This is a genomic window from Bacillus sp. AP8 (assembly GCF_000321185.1).
GTDB lineage: Bacteria > Bacillota > Bacilli > Bacillales > DSM-1321 > Bacillus_AD > Bacillus_AD massilioanorexius.
The window spans coordinates 64006-81345 of sequence record NZ_CAPG01000034.1 but is presented as its reverse complement, the minus strand read 5'-3'; the positions used below and the strand labels follow the sequence as shown (position 1 = coordinate 81345).

The window sequence follows — 17340 nt, the reverse complement described above, 5'->3', positions numbered from 1 at the left end:
GTATGGAAGTCTGCTATTGGTGTGAGCAGCCTAATCCGGCACAAATCAAGGATACTGTCTATTGGGAGCTGCCGGACGGCACGAAGGCGATTGAAATCCGCAATGTGCCGTCGTTCTCCTGCGAGCATTGCGGAGCACGTTATCAAAGTGATGCAACCGTGAAGGAAATCGAAAATCATTTGTTCATAATTGATACGAAGAATATTGAAAAGTCTCTGACCTATGAGCAATTGATGGTGAAGCGGAAGTTGTTAAAGAGGAATTATTTTGATTTTGGGTGAGTATATTTAAAGAGGATAGAAGAGCTAAATCAACGTGCTCTTCTATCCTTTTTTTTACTTTAATGGAAGTTATAGTATGGTAAGTTTTAATATTCATTTATGATAGAATAGTAAAATGTAGTTGTGTATTTTAGTGTATAAGTATGAATGTAGAGATAGGGTGAGAAAATGAGTTTTCAAAAATGGCTACGGATAATTCTTCCGGAAGTCCAATTGTTTGATTTTATAAAGGCGCATGGTTTCAAAGGCAATCAGCAAAAACAAACAGCGACACTTCAAACGAATCAAGGAGGAGCTGTTTTTTCTTCTGGTTTGGCGCCTAATTTTTCAGGTTCTAATCATAATTTGCCACAAACAACGGGTGCGATGCAAGAAGTGATTCAAGATACGAAAAAGGGCATCAAAAACCTGGGTTTACATCAATCAAATGATGAATTAGATGCGATTTTCAATGATATTAAAATTGAACTGAATCGCAACGTATATTCTCAAGAGAGATATATAGATGATTTGCTCGTTATTTTTAAAACAGCTTTTTTTGCGAGAGAAAAGGGCGCAGTTCAGAATACGATATTATTGGCCGGGCCTGCCGGTACAGGCAAGAAGCGAAGCTTAACGATTCTGATCGATGCTTTGTATCGAAAAAAACTGATTCCGTATAAACGATATTCGATGATTGATTTAAGCCAATATGGAGAAAACGATGTCCATACAAATTTTATTGTCGATTGTTCGGCTGCTTTCAGTTACGGAATTGGCACAGTTTGTTTCACAGGCTTCGAAAAAGCGCAATCAGAGATTTTATCTTATGTTACGAAACTTTTTAAGGACGGTTATTTCAGAACGTCACAAGGAATTGTCGTAAGCGCTTCGGATTACTTTTTATTATTGTACAGTGATGCTGATGCGAAAGGAAAGGTCGTGAATCGACAAATTCCAACTTCCATTGCCGAGAAAATTTCACCTGCTTTGTTACGGGAAATCCGTTCTTTTGCGATTACTTCCGCGTTGGATGTTGATACGCTAAGCAGCATACTGTATGCGCAACTGACGACTGCTGCTAATAGACTGTATGCGCAGGCTCAAATAACTATTGAGTTTGAAGCGGAAGTGTTCATTGAGCTTGCCAAGCGAATTTTGCCGACGAAGCGATACGGTGAGGCGATTGAAGAATTAGTAGAGAAAGAGTTTTTTGAGTTGCTTCTGAACGCCCGAGCGAGAGGAGAGCTTACGAGTGGCGATACGATTGTTATTAAAATGGAACAAAATGATCTGCTTGCCTGCAGCCGCAAAGGAAACATTCTATTAAAATCCATTCCTCTCGTTCAAGAGGAAACATTAGAAGATGTATTGAATGAGTTGAACAGTTTAATCGGTTTGGAATCTGTTAAAACATTTATTCATGAATTACTGAAGACAGTTGCCTTGCAGGAGAAACGAAAAGCGCAAGGAGTTGAAACGGCTCCGATGACCTTGCATATGGTATTTACCGGAAATCCTGGTACAGGGAAGACAACGGTCGCCCGCATGATTTCCCGGATTTTGAAGGCGATGGGCTTACTTTCTCAAGGGCAGCTCGTCGAAGTCGCAAGACAAGATCTTGTTGGGCAATATGTCGGCTCCACAGCGCCTAAAACGAATGAAGTCATTCAACAAGCATTGGACGGTGTGTTATTTATTGACGAAGCTTATACGCTTTCCCGTAACAAGCATGACAGTTTCGGCCAAGAAGCGATTGATACATTGGTAAAAGGAATGGAAGACCACCGTGATGATACAGTCGTCATTTTAGCGGGCTATACGAATGAAATGGAAACATTCCTAAAGACAAACCCAGGTTTGCGTTCGAGATTCCCTTTAATTGTGGAATTCCCGGATTATACGCCGAAGGATATGCTGCAAATGATGGAGCTGCAAGCAAAGCAGCGTGATTATACAATTGATGTGGCAGCGCATGAAGGGCTATTAGAGCTGTTTGAAGTAAAACAAATTCCAGGAAGAAATGACGGTGGGAATGGCAGGCTTGTTCGCAATCTTTTAGAAGAAGCGATTCGAAAACAATCTGTTCGAATCATGGAGTCGGATTCACAAGCATCCAACATGCTAGTGGCGAGTGATTTTGGCATCGGTACGAAAGCAGCATTCAATTTAGAGGATGCTTTCTCCGGTATAATCGGTTTGGATAATGTGAAAAGCTTTGTTTTAACATTAGAAAAACAATTACTTGCTGACCGCCGCCGTAAAGAAGCAGGTATTCAGACGAAAAAAGAACAAACGTTGAATATGGTTTTCGCAGGAAATCCTGGGACTGGTAAAACAACGATCGCCCGTCTGCTAGCCAGCATGCTGAAATCGATGGGGGTTTTGAAAAAAGGTCATTTGGTTGAAGTGGATCGCACGCAGCTGGTTGCTGAATACGTCGGTCAGACGGCTGCTAAAACTACGGAAGTGGTGGAAAGCGCGTTAGGAGGCGTCTTGTTCATTGATGAAGCATATACGTTAGTTGAAGAAGGACAGGGTGGATTCGGAAAAGAAGCGATTGATACATTGGTTCGCTTAATTGAAAACCATCGTGAAAATTTGGTTGTCATCATTGCCGGCTATACCGAAGAAATGAAACAATTCATGAAAGCCAATCCTGGATTATCTTCCCGTTTTCCACTGAATATTGAATTTCCCGATTATACAGCGGATCAACTTGCAAAAATGACGGACATTCAAGCGCATTCAAAAGGATTTATACTGGATGAATCTGTATGTACAGCCTTAAAGCCGTATTATGAAGAAAAACAAATTCCAGGAAGAAATGATAGTGGAAATGGTCGTTTAGTGCGCAACACGCTTGAAGAAGCCATTCGTAATCAAGCCATTCGAATTGTTGAACACCAGGATTTGCCGGTCGAACAATTGAATGTGCTGACAGTCGAAGATTTCCATGTGCAGCCTGTTAAAGAGGTGACAAATGCGCTTAATGAACTGGCTTCAGTCATCGGAATGGACGAGGTTAAGCAATTTGTCCGTACTTTATCCGCTCAAGTTGAAATTGAAAATATGCGTAAGCAATTGTCATTGCCAAGTTTGGGCTCCCAGTCGCTTCACATGATTTTTAAAGGCAATCCGGGTACGGGAAAAACGATGATTGCTCGGATTTTAGCGAAACGTTTGAAAGAACTAGGTGTGATTAAGCTTGATCATGTCGTTGAAACCGATCGTTCCGGTTTGGTAGCCGGTTATGTAGGACAAACCGCTTTGAAGACGAAAGAGGTATTGGAAAGTGCGTTAGGTGGCGTGTTATTCATTGATGAGGCGTATGCGTTAATGGGAAGCGCCAATGATTTCGGTCAAGAAGCGATTGATACGATCGTGAAATTTATGGATGATCATCGTGATAATATTATCGTGATTTTAGCCGGCTACGGTGAGGATATGGAAAGGTTTTTACAATCAAATGCCGGTCTTCGATCGCGTTTTCCGAATATCATTGAATTCCCTGATTACAGCGCAAAAGAATTGATGCAGATCAGTTACCAATTCTTAACGAAGAAAGGCTTCCATGTATCGGCAGAAGTCGAAGAAACATTGCTATCTATTTTCGAAACTGGCATGAAAGTTGAAAATGCAGGGAATGGTCGTTTTGCACGCAATATATGTGAAGCAGCGATTCGCGCACATGCGTTGCGGGTCAGTCAAATCGCTCAGCCTACTGTTGAGCAATTGACCACAATCAATCAGGTAGATTTCGAGAAGGCAGGGAATTGAACATGAAGAAAATTTTTGCGCTCGGAGGCGCGATTTTATACTATTTGCTTTATCCGATGATTTTAATCGTTGTCGTTTTCGGACCGTTAATGGAGTTTGATGTGCTGATGGATGTATATAAGTACAATGCTCCGAAAGCTGCATTTGGAATAGGCGCCACCTGCTTCGTTGGGTTTATGTTATTTTTATCGTTCAAATATTCACGTCTCAAATGGCTATACATTAAATTTCCTGTTCTCATTCCATTTTTTCAAATGTGCTTGATTATGTTAGCGGGTATAGAAATGGCTCTTCTATTTGCGAACCTTTGGGCTGATAACCAAACATTCCATAAGGGGATTGCGATTACACTATCAATCATCAGCATTGCGGCAGCGAGAGCGTATTTATCCTATTGGTATTACAAATATCCAATTAGCTATAAAGTACACAAATTGTAAAGGTGATGAATGATGCGAGAAAGAAAAATAAATAAAAAACATGATACTAGGCATATAGAGACATGGGAATCAGACAATTTAAATCAAGAAGCGGAGGAGAAATTAGTCCCGCATCAATCGAAGCTGAAAGACTCTATTAAATGGATTGCTGTCTTCTGTTTAGTAGCCGCAATAGCGTCCAGCTTCTTCGTGACTAGTTCTTTAGATGAAGGTACGGCTGAGGAAGTTGTGGCCAATCGGGTCAGCACATCGACAAGCGCCGGGGAGCAAGTCATTTTGGATGAATCGTATGAGAACATTGAAGCAAGAGATTTTGAAGTGAGCAATGCCGGACCAGACGGTGGAGAAGCACGCATGCTCATCTGGGACTTCAATGCCGAAGACTTGGATGAAGTTTCCGTATTGGTCGATGGCGTGCCAGTAAAAGAGAAAATCATTTTGACGAATAATGCGACAGCCATCAGCATTCCTGTCCCGAGTACCATTACTATCACGGGTGTTCATGATAATGGCGGTGGAATCTCCTACGCAGTCAAATTCCCGAACAATAAAACGACGTATTTTAATATAGTCGGTGTTGGCCAGTCCAACACGTATACGGTTTTGCCAAATTTATAAAAAACAGATGTAACAGCTATTTATAAGAGATTCCTCTTCTAAATAGTTGTTATTTTATTTGAATTGAAACACTAGTATTAGGATGTTATTCATAAATCATGTAAGAAAATTCATACCTATCTTTGTTGTTTATTACAAAAACTATTAATAGAAGTATAGAATATGAGGATTTAATGTCAAAACCTAAATTGCTAAAAGAAATTACTTCGATTTTAGTTGATTGACAAAAATAAACATTTTTCACAAAAATTTCATTTTTCCTTCATTGTAATTTGAAGATATTTCTATATGATACATTATAGGGTATATTTTTGGGGTGAAGGGGAGAAAACACATGTATTTTGCATTGATGATCATGATGGTCGCAGCTATGTTTGTTTTATTTTTATGCGGGTACTATGTAGCTGTTATTAAACAAAAATACGGAAAAAATTGGTTGCACGCCGTACCAATTACAGTTGCTATTCTTATGTTTAATATTATATGGGCTATAGTAGAGATGGGAAAAGCAGGACGTTGGTAATAAATTGATTGTTAATTAAGGCTGTGGAAAAAGTGTTTTGTTTGCTCACTTTTTTCACAGCCTTTATGTGTTATTTAATAGGTTGTTTTTAAATCGCTAAGTAAAGAAAATAGTTGATAGCAAGGTATAGCAATTGGCTGTTTTCTAAAAGATTGTTGTTTCTAACAAGCTTGATAAAAAAAGCAGTGACCAAAAGGTTGATTGAATGGAACGTAAGGTGTGAGACTCCTGCGGGAGCAGCGAGACAGGTGAGATCCCACAGACGCTTTGCGTCAAGGAGGCTCACCGCCCACCCAGCGGAAAGAGAGCATCCTGGAGTGGAATTCGATCTATACTCGTTATTGTTAATAGGCAACAAAGTTTATGATAACAGCCTATGAATTAGAGCGTAAGTAAGGAGTTTCCTGTAGTAGCAAGCGGGCAGATAGGGGGCCATAGCTTCCCTATAGAAAGTAAACTATTTGGAGAAGATATCGAACTAAACTCTCTATTTGTACAATGAAACAAAGTTTTTGAAAACAGCTTAATAGGAACTATGTATGATAGTGTCAATTTAATGTTTTTCAAAGCTAGACGTAGGTGGAATATTTCGCTATATTATAACCAAAGAAATTTCGATAGATGGAGGAAGCAATTGAAAAGTTTTTATCACTTTTTAGTAACATTTAGACAGCCTAAAAATATAGATGATATAACAAAATTTGCAAATGATGCCTATCATGATCATAGCTTTCCTAAGCATTCAAAAGATTATCATGAAATTAGTCATTACTTAGAAATGAATGGCACTTATTTAGAAAGCATGACGATTTTTGATGATGCATGGGAGAAGTATATGGAACAAATGTAAAAGCATTAGTAGAGTTGATTTTCTCTACTAATGCTTTTTTCTTCGTTTAGGAAATGATAAAATCTTTGACACGTACTTCGTTCGTTTTCAAAACTGTTGAAGTCTAGCTCCGGCACCTTGCTTTTCTCTCAGAAATACTTGCTTTCCTTCTATTCATTTATTGTTAAAGATCCACAGTAACCAACATTTAATTAAGAATAATTTCACAAAAAAGATATGCAGATAAAATTGATAGATTGGTTGTGCCCATTGAAACGATTATCTATAACAGGTATCAGAAACGTGCATATACTATCATAAATAACGATTTGCTCCGAGAGGATGTCTCAAATGGGGAATAAAAAAAAGGCAAAATATAAAGTGGGTGATACAGTTGTCATTACGATGTATGGCACTGTTGGAAAGATAACAGATGTTAAATATCTAGAGGGCTCTTATGTGTACGAAGTAAATTATAGTGAAGGCTTATTTTTAGAATCACTTTTGGTTCCAATAAATGAATATGACGGCGAGATCCAAAAAGAAAAAGAGCATATAAATATAGAGTATAAGTATTTCTTTGGTGATCTTGTTCAGGTAGAAGGATATAAGGATGAATATTTTAAAGTGATTGGTTTTCGAACAGAAATTTGGAGATACAAAGAAAACGCATGGGAAGATGTTGTTTATGAGCTTTCAAGATTAACAGATGGAGAATGGCTTGAAGCTCACGAAGATGAGCTCATCTTAATCGCAGATGCAGAAAGTGCAGAACTATATTTTCAAAAATTAGAATTGTTGTATCCAATAAAAAAGAATGCAAGAAAAAAAGAAGTTCCCCCTTATAATGCTTTAAGAAAGGCAGAATGGCATACGCTGCAAGAGTTTCGAGCAAAGAGACAATTAATTGACGAATTGTTAGATTTGTATAATGATTATGCTGCTCTTTATCAAACATTTGAAGATGAAGAATATAAAAAAGTTATGTTACTTACACTGTTAAAACTAAAAGGATTATCGACGACACCTTATCAAAAGCAAAATAAAATATAAAAATAATCAGAAATGAAGTAAAAATGTTATTCTTTTTATTTTGTTATTTTACTTTGAAGAAAATATGTAATATTATAACAATTAAGCACATAAAGCTATATAGATACTAGGCTAGGAGTCTGCATTGGCCATATAGACATTTTTTGAAATGTAATGGGAATAAGAGTATTTATTTATGGCTTGCTTTATGTATTTAAAAAGGAGGCGATCTTTTTGAGAGAAATTGAGGTTGTAATTGATACAGAAGAAATAGCGAATTATTTCTTTCAAGAATTAACTAGGAGAGGATTTGTTCCGACTGTAGAAGAGCTCGAAGAAATTGCCGACATTACTTTTGAATATTTATTGGATAAGTGCATTATTGATGAAGAAACTGAAGAATGAGAAAAGATTCGAACGACGGTAAAAAAACCGTCGTTTTTATATGAAAAAAATTTTGTGTGAAATAAAAATTATGAAACTTTTGAAAGGATTTGTTCGTATGAATGAGAAAGGAGTGATTGACATGTTTAAAAAGATCATTAAATCGGTTTTAAATAATAGTAAGCCTAGCTATAAAAGATTTTCGAGTAGTAGTCGTAAACACTATTCAAAAAAACATAATTACTATGGCCATAAACATTATAAGCAATCCTATAAAAAGAGCTTTTTTAGTTCAAGAAGCTTTTCAAGTAGTTGATTGAAGAGGAATAAAAATGATTATTACAGCCTTACGTGAAAAGCGAATCAATCAGAAGTTCATTTCTTATTTTGAAAATAGCGCAACATATGATTTTATAACTATCTTAGGAGAGGGAACATTTGGAGTTACTTATTTAATTTTCGATAAGAAAACGAATAAAAAGGTTGTATTAAAACGTTTAAAAACGAAATATGCCAAGAAGCGAAAAAGTTTAGAGCATTTCCATAAAGAGATGAACTGCCTTCAAAAAAACATGCATCAAAATTTCCCTGCATTTATTAGTGAAAATACAATGGAAGAAATTCCGTATTTTATCATGGAATACAAAGATGGAAAAACGTTTGAACAACTAATATTTGATGAAGGTAAAGTATATTCGACTAGAGATACGATACAGATCGTAAAGCAATTATTAAAAATGGTCATGACGATTCATAGTTATGGAATTGTTCATCGAGATTTACGTATTCCTAATATTATTCAAAATAACGATGAACTCAGTATTGTTGATTTTGGTCTTGCATGCTCTATAGATAATGAGGCAATCATTAATCAAATAAAAAACCCGAAAAAGTCAGCTAGTTATATCAGTGATCTATATCATATTGGACATTTTATGTTGTATTTACTCTATTCAACTTACGAAATTTCGAATCGAAAAGAAAAAAGTTGGCAAGAAGAATTACAACTCACGAAAGATATAGTGGACTTTATTGAAAAACTGTTATTGATTCAATCACCTTTTCAAAACGCATTAGCAGCTTATGAAGCTTTAAATTCAATAGAATAATAGGGAGCGAAAAAGAATGTCTATGTTCAATAAAATATTGGCAAGTGTAGGAATTGGAAGTGCAAATGTTGATACAAAGCTAGAAAGAGACACATTTATGCCAGGAGACGAAGTATCTGGAGTAGTAGAAATTAAAGGTGGTTCTGTTGAACAATGTATTGATGAAATCTTTTTGTCTGTTACAACTTCATATGTAAAGGAAAGTAATGATAAGAAATATAACGAAACAGCTACTATTGAACGAATTAGAATAAACGAATCTTTTACAATTGGTGTCAACGAAAGTAAAACAATTCCATTCTCGTTCATCTTACCTTTAGATACACCATTAACTTACGGAAAAACCAAGGTGGTTATCTCAACTAACTTAGATATTAAAAATGCGCTAGACCCAAAAGATGATGATTATATTAATGTACGACCTACACCACTGATTCATACTGCATTTATTGCATTAACGGATTTGGGGTTTAAGTTAAGAAGCTCAGAATGTGAGCAAGCACCAAGAAATTTTCAAAGAAGAATGCCATTCATTCAAGAATTCGAGTTTGTACCTGTAAGTGGCCCATATCGTGGTAAATTAGATGAATTAGAGTTCACATTTTATCAGCCAAACGTTAATGAGGCGGAAGTGTTATTAGAGGTAGATCGACGTGCTAGAGGTCTTGCAAGTATGTTTGCTGAAGCTCTAGATATGGATGAAACAAAAGTAAGAGTAACATTAACTAGACAAGATTTAGCTGGAATGACGGAAACATTAAGACAAATTATATCTCGTTATAGCTAGTTGACCGATTCCAATATTAAAATGGTTTACAAGAACTAAAGCGATGTTTTCAAAATGATCAACAAAAATAAAATTTTGTTGATCATTTTTTTATTGTATTTGAAAATGAAAGCAATTTTTTTAGAAAATCTACTGTAATCAATCCATGACTTTATGTATGATAAAAAAGGCATAGGAAATAATGTTGAGTATATGAGATGAATAATAAGTATGTAAATATACTTTATAAAGATATAAGTAGATATTTATCCTTTCAAACATAAGGGAGATGATAAAGATAAAGGCGTTTTCATTTGATTAAAGAAAGTCGTATTTTCAGAAACATTTAATAATTTAACTACTTTAATAAGTTGTGATATAGTTATCTTGGAAATTTATTTAGGAGGATTATTACAATGAGTATTCATATTGGAGCTAAACCTGGAGATATCGCGGATACGATCCTTTTACCGGGTGATCCGTTACGTGCAAAATATATAGCAGAAACTTTCTTAGAAAACCCAGTTTGTTATAATGAAGTTCGAGGTATGCTAGGCTTTACTGGTACATATAAAGGCAAAAGAATCTCTGTACAAGGAACTGGAATGGGTATTCCTTCTATTTCTATTTATGTTAACGAATTAATTCAAAGCTATGATGTAAAGAACTTAATTCGTGTAGGTACATGTGGTGCGATTCAAGAAGATGTTAAAGTAAGAGATGTTATCCTTGCTATGACAGCATCAACTGATTCAAGAATGAATCAACTTACGTTTAACGGAATTGATTATGCACCAGCGGCAAATTTTGAATTACTAAAAGCTGCTTATGAAGCAGGTGAAGAAAAAGGTCTAAACCTTAAAGTAGGTAATGTATTTACTGCAGATCAATTCTACAATGATAATGCTGAACATAAAAAATGGGCTCAATATCAAATTTTAGCGCTTGAAATGGAATCAACAGCTCTATATACAATTGCTGCTAAATTTGGTAGAAAAGCACTTTCTATTCTAACAGTTAGTGACCACATCATTACAGGTGAGGAAACCACTTCTGAAGAAAGACAAACAACATTTAATGACATGATTGAAGTTGCTTTAGAAGCAGCAATCAAACAAAAATAAATGTATTATCTAGGGAATGGTCTAGCCACTATAGATGAAGGTTGTTGAACAAATAATAGTGACTAGACATTCTCTTTTTATAAGGTATAAACTAGATTAGACTCACATGTCGATAGGACAATAGCTATATGCTAGCTAGGAAGCACTAGTAAATAACCTAATGGTTTAACTTTTAATCCGTATGGAGAGAAAAGATGCTCCGATTGATTGAAGTTTCACCTAATCTTATTTATGTATAGCAAATTAAAGGTGATGGAAGAAACATATGAAAAAAAAATGGGCGTTGGCTGCCTTAGCAATGATGTTATTAAGTGGATGTCAATCACAACTGAATTTTTCTAGTGAGAAAAATCCGGCATCAAATGAAGGACAAGCTATTGAAAAAGAACAACAACAGAATATTGAAGATGAATTAACTCTTTCAGCCAAATACTTTAATCAAATTACTGAGACTAATGGAAAAAAAGTAATCCAAAATGCGGATAATACTTTAGTGCTTGTAAATAAAGAATTTTATTTATCCTCAGAATACATACCAAAAGATTTGGTTCGAGCGAATATAAGTTATTCTTTTGGGGATGAACAGCTCGAAAAGGCTCTATTAAGAGAAGATGCTGCCATTGCATTGGAAGAGATGTTTCAAGCAGCAAAAAAAGAACAAATTGAGCTTTTTGCAGTGTCTGGATATCGTTCTTATGCACGCCAAGAATCAGTATTTAATAATGAAGTCGCTCAACATGGAATAGAGAAAGCGAAAGAAGCAGTAGCCATTCCTGGACAAAGTGAACATCAGACAGGATTAACAATGGATATTTCGGCTCATTCGGTTGATTTATTGCTTACAGAAGATTTTGAAAAAACTGCCGAAGGGAAATGGCTAGCTGAAAATGCTCATAAATATGGGTATATTTTACGATATCCTAAGGGGAAAGAAGCCGTTACGGGTTATAAATACGAGCCTTGGCATTTTCGTTATGTAGGTAAGCCGTTTGCTGAACAAATTTATGTAAATCAACTCACTTTAGAAGAGTATTTTAATATCGTAAAAGAAATATAAATGTTATGATAAATACTTAGGGAGATTCGTATGAAGGTGAAAGTGGTGAGATAATGGAAGAAGAGAATCAGGTACATGAAGAAAATAAACCTAGTAAATTCATGAAAATAAAAAAATTCCACTTTATTATGGGAGTTTTTCTTCTTGTATTTATAACTGCAGCAGTAACTACAATCGCATTAACATTTGGTGATGAAAAAGTTCAAGCCAATATAGTAAATTCAAGACCAGAATTTGACAAATTATTCGCTACTTTTGATACGATCAAAAAAGAATATTACACAGATGTTGACGAAGAAAAGCTAGTAAATGGAGCAATAAATGGTATGCTTGATTCTTTAGAAGATCCATATTCAGATTATATGAATGTTGATGAAGCAAGTAGTTTTCACGAAAAAATTTCATCTTCATTTGAAGGAATAGGGGCAGAAATTCAAGAGAAAAATGGTAAGATTATCATTGTGTCTCCTATTAAAGGCTCACCTGCTGAGAAAGCTAATTTAAAAGCAAATGATATCATAGTTAGTGTAGATGGGAATTCATTAAGTGGGTTAAGTTCTACAGAAGCAGTAACATTAATTCGTGGTAAAAAAGGCTCTAAAGTAGAGCTGATGATACAACGTGGAGAAGATGAGCCATTTAAAGTTTCTTTAACTAGAGATACCATACCTATTGAAACGGTTTATTCGAAAATGTTAGCTGGTAATGTCGCACATATTCAATTAACAAGCTTTTCTGAGAATACTGATAAAGAGCTAACAAATGCTTTAACTGAAATGAAGGAAAAAGGCATGAAAGGGCTTGTTCTTGATTTACGTGGAAACCCAGGAGGAATCATGCAACAAGCTGTCAGCATTGCTAGTCTTTTTGTTCCTGAAGGAAAAGTATTATTTCAAGTAGAAGATCGAGAAGGCAATAAGCAAGTTTTAAAATCTGAGAATAAAAATGTCGAACAGTTTCCAGTAGTAGTATTAGTGGATAATGGAAGTGCAAGTGCTTCTGAGATTGTTGCGGCAGCTGTGAAGGAATCAGCTGGAATTAAATTAGTTGGTGAAACTACCTTTGGTAAAGGTACAGTACAAACAGCTAAAGATTTAGAAGATGGTTCTAATATAAAATATACAACAGCCAAATGGTTAACACCTGATGGTAATTGGATTAATAAAAAAGGGATTAAACCAGATTTTGAAGTTGCATTACCATCTTATTCACATTTAACTTTTATATCTCCAGATAAACAGCTAAAGGTTGGTGCTTCGGCAACAGAAATTAAAAATGCTGAACAAATGTTAGAAGCTGTTGGCTATAAACCTGGTACTGTTGATGGTATTTTTGATGAAAAAACAAAAGCAGCAGTAGTTCAATTACAAAAGGATCAAAAACTAGATCAAACGGGTGTATTAAGTGGAGATACAACCATTGCATTAATGAATTTACTTCGTGAAAAAATTCTTCATAATGATACTCAGCTAAATAAAGCTGTGGAAATCATTAATAGTGAACTGAAATAAATAAACATAACAGTAGGGAGGCTATGCGCCTCTCTTTTGTTATGTCTAGACTTCATTTCAAATAGCAGTAAGTTGATTGCGATTTTGAAAAAAAGCAATCAAGGTAGTAAAAGATAGATTTTTATAGCGATATTCCGTTTGTTTCTTGTTTATGCTTTGGTTCAGAAGTAATTCCAAAGGCAGGAATAGCGGCTAATGCAGTTATTATTCCAGCGATAATGTACACTGTAATTAAGGAAGTAGATTGTACGCCTATACCAGATAAAGAAGATCCTAATAGTAAAGCAGCAGTAAAAATGGGGGTAATAATTCCGTTCGTACGCCCAATATATTTTTCTTCTACGAGTGTAATCATTAATGTACTTAAGAGTATCTGTACAAAGGCAAGAATGAAAGCAGCTGCAAAACGCATTGAAGCGGTCAACAAGAAAGAAGTAGATAATACTTCCATAATTGTTGCGAAACCAATGGCTAAAAAAGTACTGGCGAATACGACTTTTGTATTTAATTTATTCGATATGACAGCGGCAAGAATTCCGCCAAATAATAAACCGACACCAGCGATTGATGATAGCCATTGTAACGCTTCTTTTGGCAGGTCTAAACGGTCTGTAATTAAGAACACTTCTAGTGGTTGTACAAGCCCAGCTCCAAATCCTAATATGGAAAATGTAATGGTAATGCGTTTTAAATAGCGATTTTGCCATACATAGTGAAAGCCTTCTTTGATTTCTTTCATAATAGTTGAAGCTGGATTTTTCTCGATTTCATCATCTTTTGGAAGAAAAAGAGTGATGATGGTAGATAATCCGAAAGTAAATACTAAAATATAGAGTGCAGGAAGTACTCCCAATGAAGTGAATATGGCTGTTCCAATGATTGGCCCGACAATAATAAATAAGGAGCTTAAACTTTGAATAATTCCAATAGCCCCACTAACCTGTTCTTCTGGAATGTAACGTTTAAAAATTTTCGAGGAAGAGGGTTGTGAAAATTGAGATACGATTGCTGAAATGAAGGTAGCAAAGAAGATTGCTTCCCAAACTCCAAGTGAAATGCATATGATAATTAGGATAATAGAAGCTATGCTTAACAATCCACCACTAATAATCGTTTTCTTCGGTTTCTAGCGATCGGCAAGTGTCCCTCCTATAAAGGAAAATAGGAAAAGTGGGATATACTCAATTACTGTAATTAACGAAACAGCGATGGGATTTTGATTCGTTTTTTCGATTACAAAAAACAAAATAGCCATATTTCTAATCCATATACTTAATTGATCTAATAAGTCCGAACTAAGCATAATAAGAAATATTCGATTTTTCATTAATGATTTCATGTTTATTCTTTCCTTTCTATATTAATCTGACTGTTCGGTTTAATATAAGTTAAATGATAGGAGGCTGAGCTAAAAAGAATTAAAAATCTCTTTTAGACGCCTCTATGCTTCATTTTTGTATTATTTTAAAGAGGTATGATATGGTTTTGTTTATTCTTACTTTTAATAAAAGTTGATGCATCACGCCTGATAATTTGTTTGACTTGATTTTTGTTTCCTCTATCAAAAGAAAGATATTCACTTTGAAACAATCTAAAAAAGACCTTTCGAGTCAACTTCGTCTTTTTTATTTTTTTTGAATGCCTCTTAAAAGAACCTCAATGCTTTTATGATACAGTTTTTTTATTTCTTCAAAATCCATTTCATAGTATGCAATACTTAATCCAGAATGCGTCGCAAAAAGCAAATACATTAAATCTGTTGGATTTTCCTCGATAAATTCGCCTGCTTTTATCCCATCCTCGAAAATATGTAGATAGGCATCATAATATTGATTTCGTAATATTTGTAGTAACTCAGCTACCACTTCTGGATCGGCTGTTTGACTTCCACCGAATTCTTCAGCCGCTTTTAGTAATGGATTATGGTAATCAGTTAAGTAGTGATCTGCTAGCGCATATAATTTTTCTGTATTTGTCTGATACAGTTCTTTCTTTTTATTCCATTCTTCCTTCCATTCATTTGCTTTTGTTTGTATTATAAAAATAAAGAGTTTTTCTTTACTTTTAAAATGATAATAAATACTTCCTTTACTGCTGCCAGATGCCGTTGTAATATCTTCCATTGAAGTTGCGGCATATCCTTTTTTAGAAAATAATTCTTCGGCTACTTTAGCAATTTTTAGCTTAGTAGGCGATATATCCTTTTGTTCTACCATTTATTGATCCTCCTAGTAAGAATAAACTGAACGGTTGGTCTATAAAAAGGGTAAAGGAATTAACAATTCTTGTCAAGTAGTGACTGGGAATTGTTTTGGATGACATAATAGTTGAAAAGGGGAGAAAGATGTCGAATAAATTAAATCAGCCCTATATTAAGAGTATATATGTAAACATAGAGGAAAGTGTTCAATCGAATGAATATCCTTTTTCATTACCAGCTGTGAAAAACTTGACTCAATTGCAATTTCACCCGAATGTTACGTTTTTAATTGGAGAAAATGGTAGTGGCAAATCGACTATATTAGAAGCAATTGCTACCTCGTATGGTTTTAATCCAGAAGGAGGGACAAGAAATTTTAATTTCTCATCCTTTTCTTCTCATTCTACATTACATGACTATATTAGAGTTGTAAAAGGGGCTGAGAGACCGTTAGATGGCTTTTTTTTCAGAGCAGAAAGCTTCTATAATGTCGCAACGAATATTGAAGAATTGAACCGTGAGGTGCCTGGCTTGTTGAACTCATATGGAGGCACATCACTCCACGCGCAGTCGCATGGAGAGTCTTTTATGTCGATCTTTTTACATAGATTTAGAGGGAATAGTATGTATATATTAGATGAACCGGAAGCGGCTTTGTCTCCATCAAGACAATTAACCTTTATTGCTAGATTACATGAATTAGTTGAGCAAGGATGTCAGTTCATTATTGCTACGCATTCGCCAATTTTAATGGCTTATCCCAATTCTATTGTTTATGAAATTAAAGATGATTATCAAGAAGTAAATGCGAGAGATACAGATCATTATCAAATTACGAAAGCTTTTTTAGATTCACCAGAAAGAATGTTACAAATATTAATGAATGATAAATAAAAAGTTTAATCAATAAGAACCGGTAACGGTTTTTATTTTTTTGTTGGCGGTTTTCTAATAGCTTGTTGCTCTTAAATAAATCAGTGAATATAGCAGCATAAAAGGTGGATTAGAGCATAACTCATTAGGCACTTTACACTGAGGATGCTCACTGCCTACTCCTTAAAAGCGAAAATCCTGCTGTCAAATGTAACTCAACCTCTATTCACTATTTGTTTATAGGAAATAAATTTTGTGAAAACCGCTTTTTATTAAAACTATTTAAATAGTTCTAACGTCTTAGTGATGTATACAAAATTGATACGTATCAGGGGAGTAGACATATGTTCAAAAAAAATAAATTAGAAAAGGCATATATTCAATTTGTTACAGAAAATCAAGAAAAGCTTTATCGTTTTGCATTCAACTACGTTAAGAATAAGCAAGACGCTTTAGATGTTGTTCAAGAATCCATAAGGAAAGGACTTAGTTCTTATCATACTTTAAGTGATGTTAGTGTCATCAAAAGTTGGATGTACAGAATTGTCATCCACACGTCTATTGACTTTTTAAGGAAGCATAAAAAGTTTGAAGTTATGGAAGAAGAAAAAATAGAATATTTCTCAAGTGGACAGCACGATCACTATGAAAATATTGATTTGAAAAATGCGATTGAAATGTTACCTCATCCATACCGTGTGATTATTATTCTTCGCTTTTTTGAGGATTTAAAAATTGACGAAATTGCACAAATTCTGGATGAGAATATTAATACGATTAAAACGAGACTATATAAGGCATTAAAGCTACTTAAGATAGAATTGGAAGAGTAGA

18 protein-coding genes are annotated in these 17340 nt (G+C 34.9%); 15 read left to right on the top strand and 3 right to left on the bottom strand.

Going from position 1 to position 17340, the window contains the following annotated elements:
• Positions 1 to 2 precede the first annotated feature (2 nt).
• The 13 genes from BN349_RS08460 (at position 3) to BN349_RS08400 (ending at position 13433) form a co-directional block, all read left to right on the top strand.
• Positions 3 to 281 (top strand): YokU family protein, encoded by a 279-nt coding sequence (locus BN349_RS08460; protein WP_019241858.1) that lies wholly within the window; start codon positions 3 to 5, stop codon positions 279 to 281.
• A 168-nt stretch (positions 282 to 449) separates the two neighbouring features.
• Positions 450 to 4040 carry an AAA family ATPase gene (locus tag BN349_RS08455; RefSeq protein ID WP_019241857.1) on the top strand — a complete coding sequence of 1197 codons (3591 nt, stop codon included), beginning with the start codon at positions 450 to 452 and terminating at the stop codon, positions 4038 to 4040.
• A 2-nt stretch (positions 4041 to 4042) separates the two neighbouring features.
• Complete coding sequence (locus BN349_RS08450; protein ID WP_148335235.1) at positions 4043 to 4480, top strand: hypothetical protein; 438 nt, start codon at positions 4043 to 4045, stop codon at positions 4478 to 4480.
• 12 nt (positions 4481 to 4492) lie between these two features.
• Positions 4493 to 5098 carry a hypothetical protein gene (locus tag BN349_RS23650; RefSeq protein ID WP_019241855.1) on the top strand — a complete coding sequence of 202 codons (606 nt, stop codon included), beginning with the start codon at positions 4493 to 4495 and terminating at the stop codon, positions 5096 to 5098.
• A 334-nt stretch (positions 5099 to 5432) separates the two neighbouring features.
• Positions 5433 to 5621, top strand: a complete 189-nt coding sequence (locus tag BN349_RS08440; RefSeq protein ID WP_019241854.1) for a hypothetical protein — start codon at positions 5433 to 5435, stop codon at positions 5619 to 5621.
• Positions 5622 to 6255: 634 nt separating this feature from the next.
• The gene (locus BN349_RS08435; protein ID WP_019241853.1) at positions 6256 to 6471 is read left to right on the top strand and encodes a YozE family protein; all 216 of its coding nucleotides are present in this window, start codon (positions 6256 to 6258) and stop codon (positions 6469 to 6471) included.
• Positions 6472 to 6801: 330 nt separating this feature from the next.
• On the top strand, positions 6802 to 7503 hold the full coding sequence (locus BN349_RS08430; RefSeq protein ID WP_019241852.1) for a hypothetical protein: 702 nt from the start codon (positions 6802 to 6804) through the stop codon (positions 7501 to 7503).
• Between the two features lie 213 nt (positions 7504 to 7716).
• Entirely contained in the window at positions 7717 to 7887 is a 171-nt protein-coding gene (locus tag BN349_RS25320) for a YozD family protein (protein WP_019241851.1), read from the top strand.
• 311 nt (positions 7888 to 8198) lie between these two features.
• Positions 8199 to 8975, top strand: a complete 777-nt coding sequence (locus BN349_RS23645) for a serine/threonine-protein kinase (RefSeq protein ID WP_019241850.1) — start codon at positions 8199 to 8201, stop codon at positions 8973 to 8975.
• Between the two features lie 16 nt (positions 8976 to 8991).
• Positions 8992 to 9762 (top strand): sporulation protein, encoded by a 771-nt coding sequence (locus BN349_RS08415; protein ID WP_019241849.1) that lies wholly within the window; start codon positions 8992 to 8994, stop codon positions 9760 to 9762.
• A gap of 395 nt (positions 9763 to 10157) precedes the next feature.
• On the top strand, positions 10158 to 10865 hold the full coding sequence (gene deoD, locus BN349_RS08410; RefSeq protein ID WP_019241848.1) for a purine-nucleoside phosphorylase: 708 nt from the start codon (positions 10158 to 10160) through the stop codon (positions 10863 to 10865).
• 265 nt (positions 10866 to 11130) lie between these two features.
• A complete protein-coding gene (locus BN349_RS08405) occupies positions 11131 to 11922 on the top strand; it encodes a M15 family metallopeptidase (RefSeq protein ID WP_019241847.1) in 792 nt (263 codons plus the stop codon).
• A gap of 53 nt (positions 11923 to 11975) precedes the next feature.
• Positions 11976 to 13433 (top strand): S41 family peptidase, encoded by a 1458-nt coding sequence (locus BN349_RS08400; protein WP_019241846.1) that lies wholly within the window; start codon positions 11976 to 11978, stop codon positions 13431 to 13433.
• Between the two features lie 121 nt (positions 13434 to 13554).
• Here BN349_RS08400 and BN349_RS23640 read toward each other — a convergent pair whose 3' ends face one another.
• The 3 genes from BN349_RS23640 to BN349_RS08390 all read right to left on the bottom strand — a co-directional run bounded on the left by BN349_RS23640 (position 13555) and on the right by BN349_RS08390 (position 15649).
• On the bottom strand, positions 13555 to 14544 hold the full coding sequence (locus tag BN349_RS23640) for an MFS transporter (protein ID WP_087960622.1): 990 nt from the start codon (positions 14542 to 14544) through the stop codon (positions 13555 to 13557).
• A 15-nt stretch (positions 14545 to 14559) separates the two neighbouring features.
• On the bottom strand, positions 14560 to 14772 hold the full coding sequence (locus BN349_RS26740; RefSeq protein WP_019241844.1) for an MFS transporter: 213 nt from the start codon (positions 14770 to 14772) through the stop codon (positions 14560 to 14562).
• A 286-nt stretch (positions 14773 to 15058) separates the two neighbouring features.
• Complete coding sequence (locus BN349_RS08390; RefSeq protein ID WP_019241843.1) at positions 15059 to 15649, bottom strand: TetR/AcrR family transcriptional regulator; 591 nt, start codon at positions 15647 to 15649, stop codon at positions 15059 to 15061.
• A 128-nt stretch (positions 15650 to 15777) separates the two neighbouring features.
• Here BN349_RS08390 and BN349_RS08385 point away from each other — a divergent pair, with 128 nt between their 5' ends.
• Complete coding sequence (locus tag BN349_RS08385) at positions 15778 to 16527, top strand: AAA family ATPase (RefSeq protein WP_019241842.1); 750 nt, start codon at positions 15778 to 15780, stop codon at positions 16525 to 16527.
• Between the two features lie 323 nt (positions 16528 to 16850).
• Positions 16851 to 17339, top strand: a complete 489-nt coding sequence (locus BN349_RS08380; RefSeq protein ID WP_019241841.1) for an RNA polymerase sigma factor — start codon at positions 16851 to 16853, stop codon at positions 17337 to 17339.
• Position 17340 lies beyond the last annotated feature (1 nt).